Consider the following 14347-nt stretch of genomic DNA (forward strand, 5'->3'; position numbering starts at 1 on the left):
CTCCGGGGCCGGCCGGCCCGATCAGACGCGTTCGAAGATCACGGCGATGCCCTGGCCGCCGCCGATGCACATGGTGGCCAGCGCGTAGCGGCCCTGGATGCGCTGCAGCTCGTGGATGGCCTTGGTGGCGATGATCGCGCCGGAGGCGCCGATGGGGTGGCCCAGGGAGATGCCCGAGCCGTTGGGGTTGACCTTCTCCGGGTCGAAGCCCAGCTCGCGGCTGACCGCGCAGGCCTGGGCGGCGAAGGCCTCGTTGGACTCGATCACGTCCAGGTCGGCCACGCTCAGGCCGGCGCGCTGCAGGGCCAGGCGGGTGGCCGGGATCGGGCCGAGGCCCATCAGGGTGGGCTCGACGCCGGCGTGGGCATAGGCCACCACCCGCGCAATGGGCTGCAGGTTTTCGCTCTTCACCGCCTCGGCGCTGGCCAGCAGCAGGGCGCTGGCGCCGTCGTTCAGGCCCGAGGCGTTGCCGGCGGTGACGCTGCCGTCTTCGAGGAAGGCCGGTTTCATCTTCGCCAGTTGCTCCAGGTTGGCCTCGGCGCGCACGTGCTCGTCCACCTCGAACAGGCTGCTGCCTTTGCGGCTGCGGATTTCCACCGGCACGATCTGCCCGGCGAAGCGCCCTTCGGCGATGGCGTGGGCGGCGCGCTGCTGGCTCTGCAGGGCCAGGGCGTCCTGGTCCTGGCGGGTGATGCCGTGCTGCCTGGCGATGTTTTCGGCGGTGATGCCCATGTGGATGCCGTGCAGCGGGTCCTGCAGGGCGCCGAGCATGTAGTCGAGCATCTTCACGTCGCCCATGCGCGCGCCCCAGCGGGCGCTGGGCACCAGGTAGCCGGACTGGCTCATGCACTCGGCGCCGCCGGCGATGGCAACGCGCGAGTCGCCCAGCATCAGGCCCTGGGCGGCGCTGACGATGGCCTGCAGGCCCGAGCCGCACAGGCGGTTGACGGTGAAGGCCGGGGCTTCCTTGGGAATGCCCGCCTGCAGCGCCGCCACGCGGCTGATGTAGGCGTCCTTGGGCGTGGTGGGGATGACGTGGCCGAACACCACGTGCTCGACGCGCTGCGCGTCGCAGTTGGCGCGGGCCAGCGCGGCCTGGGTGACCAGGGTGGCGAGCTGGGCGGGCGGGGTATCCTTGAGGGTGCCGCCGAAGGTACCGATGGCGGTGCGCACCGCGCTGACGACGAAGACTTCTGGTCTGTGCATGGGAAGGGCTCCTGGCAGAATGGCGAGCAGTCTAGAAGGCGATGCGGCGGCGTCCTATGCCAGAATTGCGCAGTCCCGGCTGACGAATTTGGACATATCGGATGATGAAACCCGCCCTGGGCCCCGAGGAACAGACGGCCACCCCGCGCCGGCGCGACTCGGTGGCGGCCTATTTCGTGAAGGCCGCGCTGCACCGCCTGGCCGACCGCCCGCAGCGCGCCGCCGAACTGCTGGCGCAGGCCGGCATCGAGCCGCACTGGCTGGACGAGCCGCTGCACCGGGTGCCGGCGGAGGCGGTGACGCGCCTGTGGCTGCTGCTCACCGAGGAGCTGGGCGACGAGTTCTTCGCCTTCGATTCCGCCGGCCTGCCGCGCGGCGCCTTCGCCATGGTCTGCCGCAGCGTGCTGCACGAGCCGGACCTGGGCCGCGCCCTGCGCCAGTGCCTGGCCGGCTTCAACCTGTTCCTCCGCGATATCCGCGCGCACCTGGAGCTGCGCGGCAACCGCGCGGCCATCGTGCTGCACACGCGCATCGACGACGCCACCCTGCGCTGCGTCGCCGAGGAAATCTACCTGAGCATGGTCATCGGCGTGGCCTGCTGGCTGGTGGGGCGGCGCATCAACCCCGACCGCGCCCGCTTCGGCCACCCGCAGCCGCCCCACGGCGCCGAGCCGCTGCTGTGGGGGCCGTGGATCCGCTTCGACGCCGACCACACCGAGCTGGAGTTCAACGCCCAGCAACTGGCGCTGCCGGTGATCCGCAACTTCGCCAGCCTCAAGCAGTTCCTGCGCCAGGCCCCGGAGGGCGTGGTGGTGTGCTTCCGCAACCGCTCCGGGCTGTCGGCCAAGGTCTACCGCCGCCTGAAGGCTGGTGGCGACCTCGACTGGCCGTCCCAGGCGCAGATGGCCGCGCAGCTGGCGTTGAGCGAATCGGCCTTCCGCCGCCAGCTGGAGCGCGAGGGCTTTTCCTACCAGATGATCAAGCACGAGGTGCGCCGGGCGCTGGCCTTCGAGTGCTTGGACGACGCCAGCCTGAGCATCGCCGAGATCGCCGCGCGCTGCGGCTTCCAGGAGCCCAGCGCGTTCCACCGCGCCTTCCGCCAGTGGACCGGCATGAGCCCCGGGCGCTACCGCACGGCCCGAGCCCAGGGCGGCGGCTGAGCGGCGCCCGGCGGCGCTGAACCTTGGCCGGTGGCGGTAGTCTGAGGCTGGCCGTGTCGTCCATCAGCCGAGTCCACTGCCGTTCATGCGCCCCATCGCTCGTCGTCTGTCGTCGTGCCTGTCGTTCCTGCTCTGCCTTTCGCCCCTGCTGGCCGGCCTCGCCCGGGCCGGCGAGGAAAGCCGCCTGCTGGCGGCCATCAACGCCTACCGCGCGCATCCCTCGGGGTGTGGCGGAAGTATGCCGAGGCGGCTGGCGCCGCTGACGTCGCAGGCCAGCCTGGCGCTGCCGGTGGGCTTCGGCGGCGGCCTGCGCGAAGGCGTGCGGGCTGCCGGCTACCAGGCGCAGGTGGTGCGCAGTATTCGTCTGGTGGGTGCGGCCGATGCCGGGGAGGCCTTCGACATGCTGCGCGAGCGCTATTGCTCGGCGCTGCTGGACCCGCAGTTCGCCGATGCCGGCGTGAGCCGCGCCCGCGGCGAATGGCGCCTGGTGCTGGCGCGCTCGATGGGCGGCAGCAGCCTGGAGGACCCGCGCGCAGCGGGACGGGCGCTGCTGGCCCAGGTCAACGCGGCGCGTTCGCGGGCGCGGCTGTGCGGCGACCGGCGCTTCGCCGCGGCCCGGCCGCTGAGCTGGAGCCCGGCGCTGGGCGCGGCGGCGCAGGCGCACAGCCGGGCCATGGCGCGCGGCAACTACTTCGCCCACCGCGACCCCGACGGCGACACCCCGGCCGACCGCGCCCGCGCCGCCGGCTACCGCGGCCGCCAGATCGGCGAGAACATCGCCGCCGGCCAGGGCTCGACGAGCCAGGCCATGGCCAGCTGGCTGGCCAGCCCCGGGCATTGCGCCAACCTGATGAACCCGCTGTTCACCCAGGTCGGCGGCGCCTACGCCAGCGAGGCGCGCAGCGACCAGGGGGTGTACTGGACGCTGCTGTTCGGCGCGCCCTGAGGCAGCGGGCCTGCCCGCGTTTCGCGCGCAGGGCGCGCTCCTACATGGGAATGCGGTGGGTGGGGCTGCGCAGGAGCGGATCTCATCCGCGATAGCCGAAACCACCGGCGTCTTTCGTAGGATGGTGTTGAGCGAAGCGATACCCATCGCCGTGGCCGCATGGGTTTCGCCAAGGCTCAACCCATCCTACGAAAAGCGCCTCGGTGCAATCGGCAAGACAGTTGCTCCTACGATTGCGCCCAATCGTTGGGCGGAACACCGATGCCGGATGGCTCGCGCGGCCGGGGCCAATCGCGGACGGAGTCCGCTCCTACGTTACAGGTGAACACCGCCTTTCGTAGGAGCGAGCCGGGCCTGGCCGTACGGTAGGAGCGGATTCATCCGCGATCCCGCCGGCAGGGCCGGCGATGGGGAGGGGCGATGGGTATCGCTTCGCTCCACCCATCCTATGAAGGGCGCTTCGGCGCGGCCTGTAGGCAGTTGCGCCCAACAGGGGCCGGATGTGCCGTATTTTCGCGAGCCGGCCTGGCGGCGTCAGGCGCTGGAGGACTGCTGCGCCTGCGGGTTGCGGTAGTCCTTGAGCAGGCGCTTGATGGCCTTGTTGACGTTGCGCTTGGCCAGTTCGTCCAGGGAGAACCAGCGGCAGTCGGCAATTTCGTTCTGCGGCTGGGGGTTCTGCGGCTCGGGCAGGGCCGTTTCGAACACGTAGTGGAGGGTCTGGTACAGCTCCAGCGGAGCGAGGTAGGCCATGGCCTCCACCTGCAGACCGGTTTCTTCGGCCAGCTCGCGCTGGGCCGCCTGGCGCGGGGCCTCGTTGGCCTCGATGCGGCCACCGGGCAGGTTCCATTTGCGCCGGGCCTTGCGCACGAAAAGGATCTTGTCGTCCTGACGGCAGATCACTGTCGCCCGTTCCTTGATCGCACTACCCATGGGCACCCCCTGATACTGCTTGCCACATACATCTGTAATAGCAGACAACGCTTGTCATGAATTTGTCACAAAAAATAAGCAAGAACGGCGCCAGCCGGCGCGGCGCGCAGGATACGCAGGGGGGAAGGCAGCGTTCCATTTGAAACCGCTGATTCGGGCAATGGAAATTTCTGATCGGTCGGCGGGGGGATGGGCGGTTTTGGGGCGCGGTGTTCCGGCTTGCGCCGAGGTGCCTTTCGTAGGATGGGTTGAGCTTGCGAAACCCATGTGGTGGCGGTGATGGGTATCGCTTCGCTCAACCCATCCTACGGGAATGACCGAGCGCCGGCCTTGCCGGCGAAATCGCGGATAAATCCGCTCCTACATGGGAATGGCATGGCGCGTAGGAGCGGACTCCGTCCGCGATCAGCACACCGCGATATGCGAATCCGCCCGCGGTTCGGTGCCGCCGCAGAGCACGCCGGTCTGCGGGTCGCGGACGATGATCTGGCCGCGGCCGTAGTCGGTCAGGTCGCAAGCCACTTCCACCTCGTGGCCGCGGCGGGCCAGGGCGAAGGCGAGGTCGCGCGGGGCGCTCTGTTCTATGCCCACCTTCATCCCGCCCAGCCACTGCCAGCGTGGGGCGTCCAGCGCGGCTTGCGGGTTGAGGCCGAAGTCCACCAGGTTCATCACCACCTGCACGTGGCCCTGGGGCTGCATGTAGCCGCCCATCACGCCGAAGGGGCCGACCGCCACGCCGTCCTTGCTGAGGAAGCCGGGGATGATGGTGTGGAAGGTCTGCTTGCCCGGGGCCAGGGCGTTGGCGTGGCCGGGGTCGAGGCTGAATTCCGAGCCGCGGTTCTGCAGGGCGATGCCGCTGTCGGGCAGCACCACGCCGGAGCCGAAGCCGTGGTAGGCGCTCTGGATGAAGGAGACCATGTTGCCTTCGCCGTCGGCGGTGGCGATGTACACGGTGCCGCTGGCGTGCGGGTCGCCGTGTTGTGGCGCCTGGGCGCGCTCGCCGATCTCGGCGCGGCGGCGCGCGGCGTAGTCTTCGCTCAGCAGGGCGCTGGCGGCCACGCGCATGTGCTCGGGGTCGGTGATGTAGTGCAGGCCGTCGGCGTAGGCCTTCTTCATCGCTTCCAGCTGGCGGTGCCAGGTCAGTTGGCTGTCGCGCTGGTCGAAGTCGAAGCCCTGGAGGATGTTCAGCGTCATCAGGGCGATCAGGCCCTGGCCGCTGGGCGGGATTTCCCAGACGTCATAGCCGCGGTAGTTGGCCTTGATCGGCTCGACCCATTTCGGCCGGTAGCCGGCCAGGTCCACCGCGCCCAGGTGGCCGCCGCTGGCCGCGGAATGCGCGGCCAGGCGCTGGGCGATGGCACCGCGGTAGAAGCTCTCGCACTTGGTCTCGGCCAGTTCGGCCAGGGTCCGCGCCTGGGCCGGGTTGCGGAACAGCTGGCCGGCGCGCGGCGCTTCGCCGTCGAGGGTGAAGGTGTCGAACCAGGCTTCCAGCACCGGTTCAGCGGCGCGGCTGGCCTGGTATTCGCGGCGGGCGATTTCCCACTGGTGGGCCACCACCGGCGATACCGGAAAGCCGTCGCGGGCCAGGGCGATGGCCGGTTGCAGCAAATCGGCGAAGGGCAGCTTGCCGAAGCGCGCGGACAGCTCGGCCCAGGCCGAGGGGATGCCCGGCACCGTGACCGGCAGCCAGCCGTGCACCGGCATCTTCCCGTGGCCGGCGGCCTTCACCGCGTCGATGGACAGCGAGGCGGGGGCGTGGCCGCTGGCGTCCAGGCCGTGCAACTGGTCCTTGACCCAGACCAGGGCGAAGGCGTCGCCGCCGATGGCGCAGCCGGTGGGCTCGACCACCGTCAGCGCCGCCGCGGTGGCGATGGCCGCGTCGATGGCGTTGCCTCCGGCGCGCAGCATGGCGATGCCGGCCTCGGCGGCCAGCGGTTGCGAGGCGGCGACCATGCCGTTGCGGGCGAAGACGCTCTGGCGCTGGGAGGCGTAGGGGTATTCGTGGGCGGAGAAGTTAAGCATGGCAGGGCTCTTCGAAGGTCATTGGCCGGTCTTGATGCGGGTCCACTCGCGGGTGATCACGCGCTGGATGTTCGGCGGCAGGTCGGCGGAGACGAACAGCTTGTCGATCACCGCGTCGCTGGGGTAGATGCCGGGGTTGTCGCGTACCTTGGGGTCGAGCAGGGCGGTGGCGTCCTTGTTCGGGTTGGCGTAGCCGACGTAGTCGCTCACCGGGGCGATCACCTGCGGTTGCAGCAGGTAGTTCACCAGGGCCAGGGCGCCGGCCGGGTTCTGCGCGTCGCGCGGGATGGCCAGCATGTCGAACCAGAGGTTGGCGCCTTCCCTGGGGATCACGTAGCGGATATCGATGTGCTTGCCGGCCTCCTTGGCGCGGCTCTGCGCCTGCATCACGTCGCCGGAGTAGCCGATGGCCACGCAGATGTCGCCGTTGGCGAGGTCGGTCGGGTAGCGCGAGGAGTGGAAGTAGGTCACCGAGGGGGCGAGCTTCTGCAGCAGCGCCGAGGCCTTCCTGTAGTCGTCGGGGTTGTGGCTGTTGGGGTCCAGGCCGAGGTAGTGCAGGGCCTGGGGGATGATCTTCACCGGCGCGTCGAGGAAGGCCACGCCGCAGTCGTGCAGCTTGGCCAGGTTCTGCGGCTTGAACACCAGGTCCCAGGAGTCCACCGGGGCGTCGGCGCCGAGCGCGGCCTTGACCTTGTCGGCGTTGTAGCCGATGCCGACGGTGCCCCACATGTAGGGCACGGCGTATTTGTTGCCCGGGTCGGCGGCTTCCAGGCGCTGCATCAGGCGCGGGTCGAGGTGGTTCCAGTTGGGCAACTTGCTGCGGTCCAGCGGCTGGTAGACGCCGGCCTTGATCTGCTTGGTGAGGAACTGGCTGGAGGGCACCACCAGGTCGTAGCCGGAGTGCCCGGAGAGCAGCTTGGCCTCGAGCATCTCGTTGGTGTCGAAGACGTCGTACTGGACCTTGATGCCGCTGTCCTTCTGGAAGTCCTTGAGGGTATCCGGGCCCATGTAGTCGGACCAGTTGTAGAAACGCACGAGCTTGTCGTCGGCCTGGGCGATGGCGCAGGCGAGCAGGCTGAGGCTGGCGAGCAGAACGCGGTGGCGCATGGCTTGTCCTTGTCTGTTCAGAGTACGCGGCTGAGGAATTCCCGCGTGCGCGGGTGATGGGGGTTGCCGAACACCTGGGCCGGCGGGCCTTCTTCGATGAGCTCGCCCTGGTGCAGCACCACCACGCGGTCGGCCACTTCGCGGGCGAAGCCCATCTCGTGGGTCACCACCACCATGGTCATGCCTTCCTCGGCCAGCTCCTTCATCACCTGCAGCACCTCGCCCACGGTTTCCGGGTCCAGCGCGCTGGTGGGTTCGTCGAAGAGCATCGCCTGGGGCTTCATCGCCAGGGCGCGGGCGATGGCCACGCGCTGCTGCTGGCCGCCGGAGAGCTGCGCCGGGTAGTGCTCGGCCTTGTCCGCCAGGCGCACCCGGGCGAGCAGGCGGCGCGCCTGTTCGAGGGCTTCGCCGCGGGGCACGCCGAGCACCTGCACCGGCGCCTCGATGATGTTCTCCAGCACCGTCATGTGCGGGAACAGGTTGAAGCGCTGGAACACCATGCCGATGTCGCGGCGGCGGCGGGCGATGTTGCTTTCCGAGTCGCGCACCAGCTTGCCGTCGGCGCGTTCGCGGTAGCCCATCAGCGCGCCGTTGACGCGGATGCTGCCGCCCTGGATGTCTTCCAGGTGGTTGATGCAGCGGATGAAGGTGGTCTTGCCCGAGCCGGAGGCGCCGATCAGCACCACCACCTCGCCGCGGTGCACGTCCAGGGACACGCCCTTGAGGATCTCCAGCTCGCCGAAGGCCTTGTGCACGTCGCGGGCCTGGATCACCACGTCTTTCGCGGTCGGGATCATCTCAGCGCCCCCTCAGCAGTTTCATGGCCTGCTGGCCGAACATCCGGCTCGGCGCCGCCGGGGCGTTGCCCTCGGACTTGCCGAAGCGTTTTTCCAGCCAGCGCTGGAAGAAGCCCCAGAGGGTGGTCAGCAGCAGGAAGTAGATGGCCACCACCAGGTACAGCTCGAACACGCGGAAGGTCGCCGAGGTGACCATCTGGGTGCTCAGCAGCAGTTCCTGCACGCCGATCACGCTGACCAGGGTGGTGTTCTTCAGCATCACGTTGAATTCGTTGCCCAGCGGCGGGACGATGACGCGGAAGGCCTGGGGCAGGACGATGCGCCGCATCAGCTTGGCGAAGGTCATGCCCAGGGACTTGCCGGCCTCGTACTGGCCCTTGTCCACCGCGCCGATGCCGGCGCGGATGATCTCGGCCATGTAGGCGCCCTCGTTGAGGCCCAGGGCGATGATCGCCGCCTGGATGTTGCCGGGCAGGACGAACAGCCCCAGGTCCAGGTCCTCGAATCGGAACACCCCGCCGGCGGCCAGCGCCGTGTAGAGGAAGACGATCTGCACCAGCAGCGGGGTGCCGCGCATCAGCCACACGTAGAAGCGCACCGGGTATTGCAGCAGCGGGTTGGACGACAGCCGCATCAGCGCCGCCAGCAGCCCGAGCACGCAGCCCAGGAGCATGGCGCTGACGGCGATCACGCAGGTCAGCCAGAGACCGTACAGGTAGATGTCGCTCGGCTTGAGCAGGTATTGCCAGAACACGTCCCAACTGAAGTTCATGGTCGGTCACCTCGGCTCAGTCGAGCTTGTCGCCTTCGATGTGCCACTTGGCGAGCAGCGCCTGGTAGCTGCCGTCGGCCTGCATGTCCTGGATGATCTGCTGCACCGCCGCGCTGAGCTGCTTGTCTTCCTTGCGGATGCCCAGGCCGGTGAGGATGCGGGCGAAGGCCGGCACGCCGATCTCGAACAGGTCCGGGGCCATGCCCTGGTAGTAGCCGGCGGTTTCCACGGTGGTGCCGTAGGCGTCGGCCTGCTGGATGCGCAGGGCCTGGAAGGCGTCGGTGTCGGTGTTGTAGACGATGACTTTCATCGGCGCCTTGCCGGCCTGCTTCAGCTTCTCGTTGTGGGCGTCGAGCAGGGTGCGGATGGTCGAGCCGTTGAGCACCGCGACCTTCTTCCCGGACAGGTCGTCGAGGGTGTGGATGCCCTTGGGGTTGCCCTTGGCCACCACCACGGCCTGGCTGGAATACATGTAGTTGACCATGTCGATCACTTCGCGCCGCTCGGGCTTGTCGAACAGCTGGTCCACCAGCATGTCGCACTGCCGGGCCAGCAGCGCCGGGATCAGCCCGGAGAAGGGCGTCACCCGCCATTCGATCTTCTTGTCGCCCAGGCGCTTGGCGATGGCCTCGCCGAGGTCGACGGTGACCCCGGTGAGCTTCTGCGAGGCGTCGTAGAAGCCCATGGGCGGGGAGTCCATGCCGCCGCAGAAGACCACCTTGTCGGCGGTTTTCAGGCGGTCGGGGATTTTCACCGCGTCGGCGTGCGCCAGCGGGGCGGCCAGGCAGAGGGCGAGAAGGCACTGCGGGATCCTGCGTACGAACATGTTCAGCTCCAGTGGGCGAGGTTGCCGGGGCAGTTCAACGGGACAGGCGAAGCGTGGGTCTCAGGCGCCCTTTGCTTCGAGGAACTTCAGCAGCGAGGGCACCGTGCCCTCGATGTGCTCGCAGAGCACCCGCTCGGCTTCGCGGGCGTCGCCGCTGCGCAGCGCGTCGAGGATCACCGCGTGCTCCTCGCGGGCGCTCATGGGCTTGTCGACGTGCTGCAGCCACAGGCGCATGTGCGGCTCGATCATCGAGTACAGGGCGTTGATCTGGCGCAGCAGGCGCGGGCGCTCGGCGAGGCTGCAGAGGTATTCGTGGAAGACGCGGTGGCGGCTGACCCACTCGGCGCTGTCGTCGCGGTAGTCGTCCATCTCGTCGAGCAGGCGTTCCAGGCGCGCCAGCTGGCGTTCGCCCAGCTTCGGCACGGCGAGGCGGATGGCCAGGCCTTCCAGGGCGCTGCGCATCTCGAAGACTTCGCGCATCTCCTCGATGTTCAGCCCGCTGACGATGGCCCCGCGGTTCGGCCGCAGCGTCACCAGGCCCTCGGCGGCCAGGCGGCGGAAGGCTTCGCGCACCGGCATGCGGCTCATGCCGATGTCGTTGGCGATGTCTTCGGCGATCAGGCGGTCGCCGGTGCGGTACTGGCCCTTGCAGATGGCGTCCAGCAGGTAGCTGTAGGCCTCTTCCTCGGCGGTCACGGGTTGGCGGTCGTAGTTGGGTACCAGGCGCATGGGACGCTCCTTTTGGATTTCTGTATCCAATTATCCATGAATGCAATTAAGCAGATGCCGTGCCAGGATCGCTGATCGAGACACAAGCCGTTGATTCGCTGGCGATTTGGTTGGGATGGAGGAGGGTAGCGGGGTGCTGGATGGGCATCGAACGGTAACGTCCGGCGCTCGTCGTGCGTCATGTTGATGCACGGCGGGCACTTTTGTAACGCGGGCGGACGTTCGTCAGGGCGGCGCCGGGGGATGTGCCGTGGCCGCGGCGGCGTGCGTCGATGCCTGGGTTGGCACTGTCAGCTCCGCTTCGCCCCGCGACAACCGGTCTCAGCCGAAAGAATGGTCGTGATGCCCATCCTTGACGCTTCGCTCGGCGCCTGGTGAGCTTGGCGCGGGCGCTTCGGGGGTGCTTGCTGGTTCGTTGGCGCTTGCAATTTGACAGCTGTGTTCCAAGCTAGGTCAGGGCATCGCTTTCTGTTAAGGTTCGCGGATTCGATGGCGCGCACAGCGCCGGATTCCACTCTAGTTATGCATGAGGTGCTGTGTGATCAAGGTGCTGGTGGTCGATGACCACGATCTGGTGCGCACCGGAATTACCCGCATGCTGGCCGACATCGAGGGCCTGCAGGTGGTGGGCCAGGCCGAATCCGGCGAGGACGCCCTGCGGCTGGCCCGGGAACTCAAGCCCGACGTCGTCCTGATGGACGTGAAGATGCCCGGCATCGGCGGCCTGGAAGCCACCCGCAAGCTGATGCGCAGCCAGCCGGACGTGCGCGTGCTGGCCGTGACCGTCTGCGAGGAAGACCCGTTCCCCACCCGCCTCATGCAGGCCGGCGCCTCCGGTTACCTGACCAAGGGCGCGGCGCTGGAGGAAATGGTCCAGGCCATCCGCCAGGTCTTCGCCGGGCAGCGCTACATCAGCCCGCAGATCGCCCAGAGCCTGGCGCTGAAGTCCTTCGAGCCGGAGAAGGGCGGTTCGCCGTTCGACTCGCTGTCCGAGCGCGAAATCCAGATCGCCCTGATGATCGCCAACTGCCACAAGGTGCAGAGCATCTCCGACAAGCTCTGCCTGTCGCCCAAGACGGTGAACACCTACCGCTACCGCATCTACGAGAAGCTCTCCATCACCAGCGACGTCGAGCTGGCGTTGCTGGCGGTGCGCCACGGCATGGTGGATGCCAGCAACTAGATGAGCGCGGTGTTCGATTCGGCAGCCTACCTCGCCACCTGCAGCGGCCGTCCCGGCGTCTACCGCATGTTCGATGCGGACGCCAAGCTGCTCTACGTCGGCAAGGCGAAGAACCTCAAGAAGCGCCTGGCCAGCTACTTCCGCAAGACCGGCCTGGCGCCCAAGACCGCCGCCCTGGTGGCGCGCATCGCCCAGGTCGAGACCACCATCACCGCCAACGAGACCGAGGCGCTGCTGCTGGAGCAGACGCTGATCAAGGAATGGCGGCCGCCGTACAACATCCTCCTGCGCGACGACAAGTCCTACCCCTACGTCTACCTGTCGAGCGAGGACGAATACCCGCGCCTGGCCCTGCACCGCGGCGCCAAGAAGGCCAAGGGCCGCTACTTCGGGCCCTACCCGAGCGCCGGCGCCATCCGCGAGAGCCTGGCCCTGCTGCAGAAGGCCTTCCTGGTGCGGCAATGCGAGGACAGCTACTTCCGCAACCGCACCCGGCCCTGCCTGCAGTACCAGATCAAGCGCTGCAAGGGGCCCTGTGTCGGCCTGGTCGGCCCCGAGGAATACGCCCAGGACGTGCGCCATTCGGTGATGTTCCTCGAAGGCCGCAGCAACCAGCTGGCCGAGGAGCTGAGCGCCGACATGGAGCAGGCGGCCATGCGCCTGGAGTTCGAGCGCGCCGCCGAGCTGCGCGACCAGGTTGCCATCCTGCGCCGCGTGCAGGACCAGCAGAGCATGGAGGGCGGCAACGGCGACGTCGACGTCATCGCCGCTATGGTCAACCCCGGCGGCGCCTGCGTGCACCTGATCAGCGTGCGCGGCGGGCGCGTGCTGGGCAGCAAGAACTTCTTCCCCCAGGTGGGCATAGAAGAGGAGGTCGACGAGGTGCTGCTGGCCTTCCTCGGCCAGTACTACCTGAGCCACCACGAGCGCGAGCTGCCGGCGGAGCTGATCGTCAACGCTGTGCACGAGGACTTCCCGGTGCTGATCGAGGCCATCGCCAGCGCCCGTGGCCGCGAACTGGAGATCAGCCACCGGGTGCGCGGCACCCGCGCGCGCTGGCAGCAACTGGCGATCACCAACGCCGAGCAGGCCCTGGCCGCGCGCCTGGCCAACCGCCAGCACGTGGCCGCGCGCTTCGAGGCCCTGGCCGAGGCGCTGGACCTGGACGAGCCGCCGCAGCGCCTGGAGTGCTTCGACATCAGCCATTCCAGCGGCGAGGCCACGGTGGCCTCCTGCGTGGTGTTCGGCCCCGAGGGCCCGCTGAAGTCCGACTACCGGCGCTTCAACATCGAGGGCATCACCGGCGGCGACGACTACGCCGCCATGCACCAGGCCCTGACGCGGCGCTTCAGCCGCCTGAAGGAGGGGGAGGGCAAGATGCCCGACATCCTCCTGGTGGACGGCGGCAAGGGCCAGTTGGCCATGGCCCGGGAAGTGCTCCAGGAGCTGGCGGTGAGCGGGCTGATTCTGCTCGGCGTGGCCAAGGGCGTGACGCGCAAGCCGGGCCTGGAGACCCTCTACCTCAACGATGCCGAGCACGAATTCACCCTGCCGGCGAATTCCCCGGCGCTGCACCTGATCCAGCAGATCCGCGACGAATCGCACCGCTTCGCCATCACCGGCCACCGCGCCCGCCGCGGCAAGGCCCGGCGCACCTCGAGCCTGGAAGAGGTGCCGGGGGTCGGGCCCAAGCGCCGCCGCGAGCTGCTCAAGCATTTCGGTGGGTTGCAGGAACTGGGCCGCGCCAGTATCGATGAGATCGCCAAAGCCCCGGGCATCAGCAAAAAGCTGGCCGAGCAGATTTATGCTGCCCTGCACAGCGAGTAGAATGCCGGGCTCAACTCACCGGCCAGTGGTCCCGATGAATATTCCGAATCTGCTCACTCTGCTCCGCGTCCTGCTCATCCCGATCTTCATCCTGCTGTTCTACATGCCGTTCCCGGGCAGCCACCTGGCCTCCAGCGCGGTATTCGCCCTGGCCGCGGCGACCGACTGGCTGGATGGGTATCTGGCGCGCAAGCTGGGGCAGAGTACGCCCTTCGGCGCCTTCCTCGACCCGGTGGCGGACAAGCTGATGGTGGCGGTGGCGCTGGTGCTGCTGGTGGAAGAGCACGCCAATCTCTGGCTGACGCTGCCGGCGGTGATCATCATCGGCCGCGAGATCGTGGTCTCGGCGCTGCGCGAATGGATGGCCGAACTGGGCGCCCGCGCCCACGTCGCCGTATCCAACCTGGGCAAGTGGAAGACCGCCGCGCAGATGGCCGCGCTGGTGATCCTGCTGGCCAACGCCCCGCTGTTCACCTTCTGGGTGCTGCTGGGCTACGGGCTGCTGATCGTCGCCGCGGCCCTGACGCTGTGGTCCATGCTGCACTACCTGCTGGCCGCCTGGCCGCACCTGAGCACCACCCCGAAAGAGAAATAACTTTTTTTGAATCAAAGGGTTGACGAGGCTCCAGAAAAAGATAGAATGGCGCCCGTCAACACGACGCGGGAATAGCTCAGTTGGTAGAGCACGACCTTGCCAAGGTCGGGGTCGCGAGTTCGAGTCTCGTTTCCCGCTCCAAATATCGACCTGCAGATGTCCACTGGCATTTGCAAGTCACTGAAAAAAGGGCCGAAAGGCCCTTTTTTCGTTCCGCCGTAAAAACCTTCCCTGCACCTCCTTCCTG

General features: G+C 68.1%; 13 protein-coding genes and 1 tRNA gene. 6 read left to right on the forward strand and 8 right to left on the reverse strand.

The window, feature by feature from the left end:
* Positions 1–21: 21 nt before the first annotated feature.
* Positions 22–1206 carry an acetyl-CoA C-acyltransferase family protein gene (locus BM060_RS09505; RefSeq protein ID WP_074979461.1) on the reverse strand — a complete coding sequence of 395 codons (1185 nt, stop codon included), beginning with the start codon at positions 1204–1206 and terminating at the stop codon, positions 22–24.
* Between the two features lie 101 nt (positions 1207–1307).
* On the opposite strand from BM060_RS09505, the gene BM060_RS09510 reads away from it, so the two are divergent.
* Both BM060_RS09510 and BM060_RS09515 read left to right on the forward strand, forming a co-directional pair.
* Positions 1308–2366 (forward strand): AraC family transcriptional regulator, encoded by a 1059-nt coding sequence (locus tag BM060_RS09510; protein WP_074979463.1) that lies wholly within the window; start codon positions 1308–1310, stop codon positions 2364–2366.
* Between the two features lie 85 nt (positions 2367–2451).
* A complete protein-coding gene (locus BM060_RS09515; protein ID WP_074979465.1) occupies positions 2452–3312 on the forward strand; it encodes a CAP domain-containing protein in 861 nt (286 codons plus the stop codon).
* 534 nt (positions 3313–3846) lie between these two features.
* On the opposite strand, the gene BM060_RS09520 is transcribed toward BM060_RS09515, so the two are convergent.
* From BM060_RS09520 to BM060_RS09550, 7 genes are all read right to left on the reverse strand, one after another.
* Positions 3847–4242: an NUDIX hydrolase gene (locus BM060_RS09520; RefSeq protein ID WP_052267932.1), complete on the reverse strand. Its 396-nt coding sequence runs from the start codon at positions 4240–4242 to the stop codon at positions 3847–3849.
* A 405-nt stretch (positions 4243–4647) separates the two neighbouring features.
* Positions 4648–6264: a gamma-glutamyltransferase family protein gene (locus BM060_RS09525; RefSeq protein ID WP_074979467.1), complete on the reverse strand. Its 1617-nt coding sequence runs from the start codon at positions 6262–6264 to the stop codon at positions 4648–4650.
* Between the two features lie 18 nt (positions 6265–6282).
* Positions 6283–7371: a polyamine ABC transporter substrate-binding protein gene (locus BM060_RS09530; protein ID WP_074979469.1), complete on the reverse strand. Its 1089-nt coding sequence runs from the start codon at positions 7369–7371 to the stop codon at positions 6283–6285.
* 17 nt (positions 7372–7388) lie between these two features.
* A complete protein-coding gene (locus tag BM060_RS09535) occupies positions 7389–8168 on the reverse strand; it encodes an amino acid ABC transporter ATP-binding protein (RefSeq protein ID WP_043318903.1) in 780 nt (259 codons plus the stop codon).
* Between the two features lies 1 nt (position 8169).
* Positions 8170–8940 (reverse strand): amino acid ABC transporter permease, encoded by a 771-nt coding sequence (locus BM060_RS09540; RefSeq protein ID WP_058489249.1) that lies wholly within the window; start codon positions 8938–8940, stop codon positions 8170–8172.
* Positions 8941–8956: 16 nt separating this feature from the next.
* Positions 8957–9766: an ABC transporter substrate-binding protein gene (locus tag BM060_RS09545; RefSeq protein ID WP_074979471.1), complete on the reverse strand. Its 810-nt coding sequence runs from the start codon at positions 9764–9766 to the stop codon at positions 8957–8959.
* Between the two features lie 60 nt (positions 9767–9826).
* Complete coding sequence (locus BM060_RS09550; protein WP_074979473.1) at positions 9827–10495, reverse strand: GntR family transcriptional regulator; 669 nt, start codon at positions 10493–10495, stop codon at positions 9827–9829.
* 538 nt (positions 10496–11033) lie between these two features.
* Between BM060_RS09550 and gacA the strand changes: the two genes are divergently transcribed.
* The 4 genes from gacA (at position 11034) to BM060_RS09570 (ending at position 14241) form a co-directional block, all read left to right on the forward strand.
* Positions 11034–11678 carry a response regulator transcription factor GacA gene (gene gacA, locus BM060_RS09555; protein WP_009619673.1) on the forward strand — a complete coding sequence of 215 codons (645 nt, stop codon included), beginning with the start codon at positions 11034–11036 and terminating at the stop codon, positions 11676–11678.
* Positions 11679–13505: an excinuclease ABC subunit UvrC gene (uvrC, locus tag BM060_RS09560; RefSeq protein ID WP_074979475.1), complete on the forward strand. Its 1827-nt coding sequence runs from the start codon at positions 11679–11681 to the stop codon at positions 13503–13505.
* Between the two features lie 34 nt (positions 13506–13539).
* Positions 13540–14100, forward strand: a complete 561-nt coding sequence (pgsA, locus tag BM060_RS09565; RefSeq protein ID WP_074979477.1) for a CDP-diacylglycerol--glycerol-3-phosphate 3-phosphatidyltransferase — start codon at positions 13540–13542, stop codon at positions 14098–14100.
* 65 nt (positions 14101–14165) lie between these two features.
* Positions 14166–14241: transfer RNA gene (locus BM060_RS09570), tRNA-Gly, on the forward strand.
* Positions 14242–14347 lie beyond the last annotated feature (106 nt).

The organism is Pseudomonas citronellolis (assembly GCF_900112375.1).
Lineage (GTDB): Bacteria > Pseudomonadota > Gammaproteobacteria > Pseudomonadales > Pseudomonadaceae > Pseudomonas > Pseudomonas citronellolis.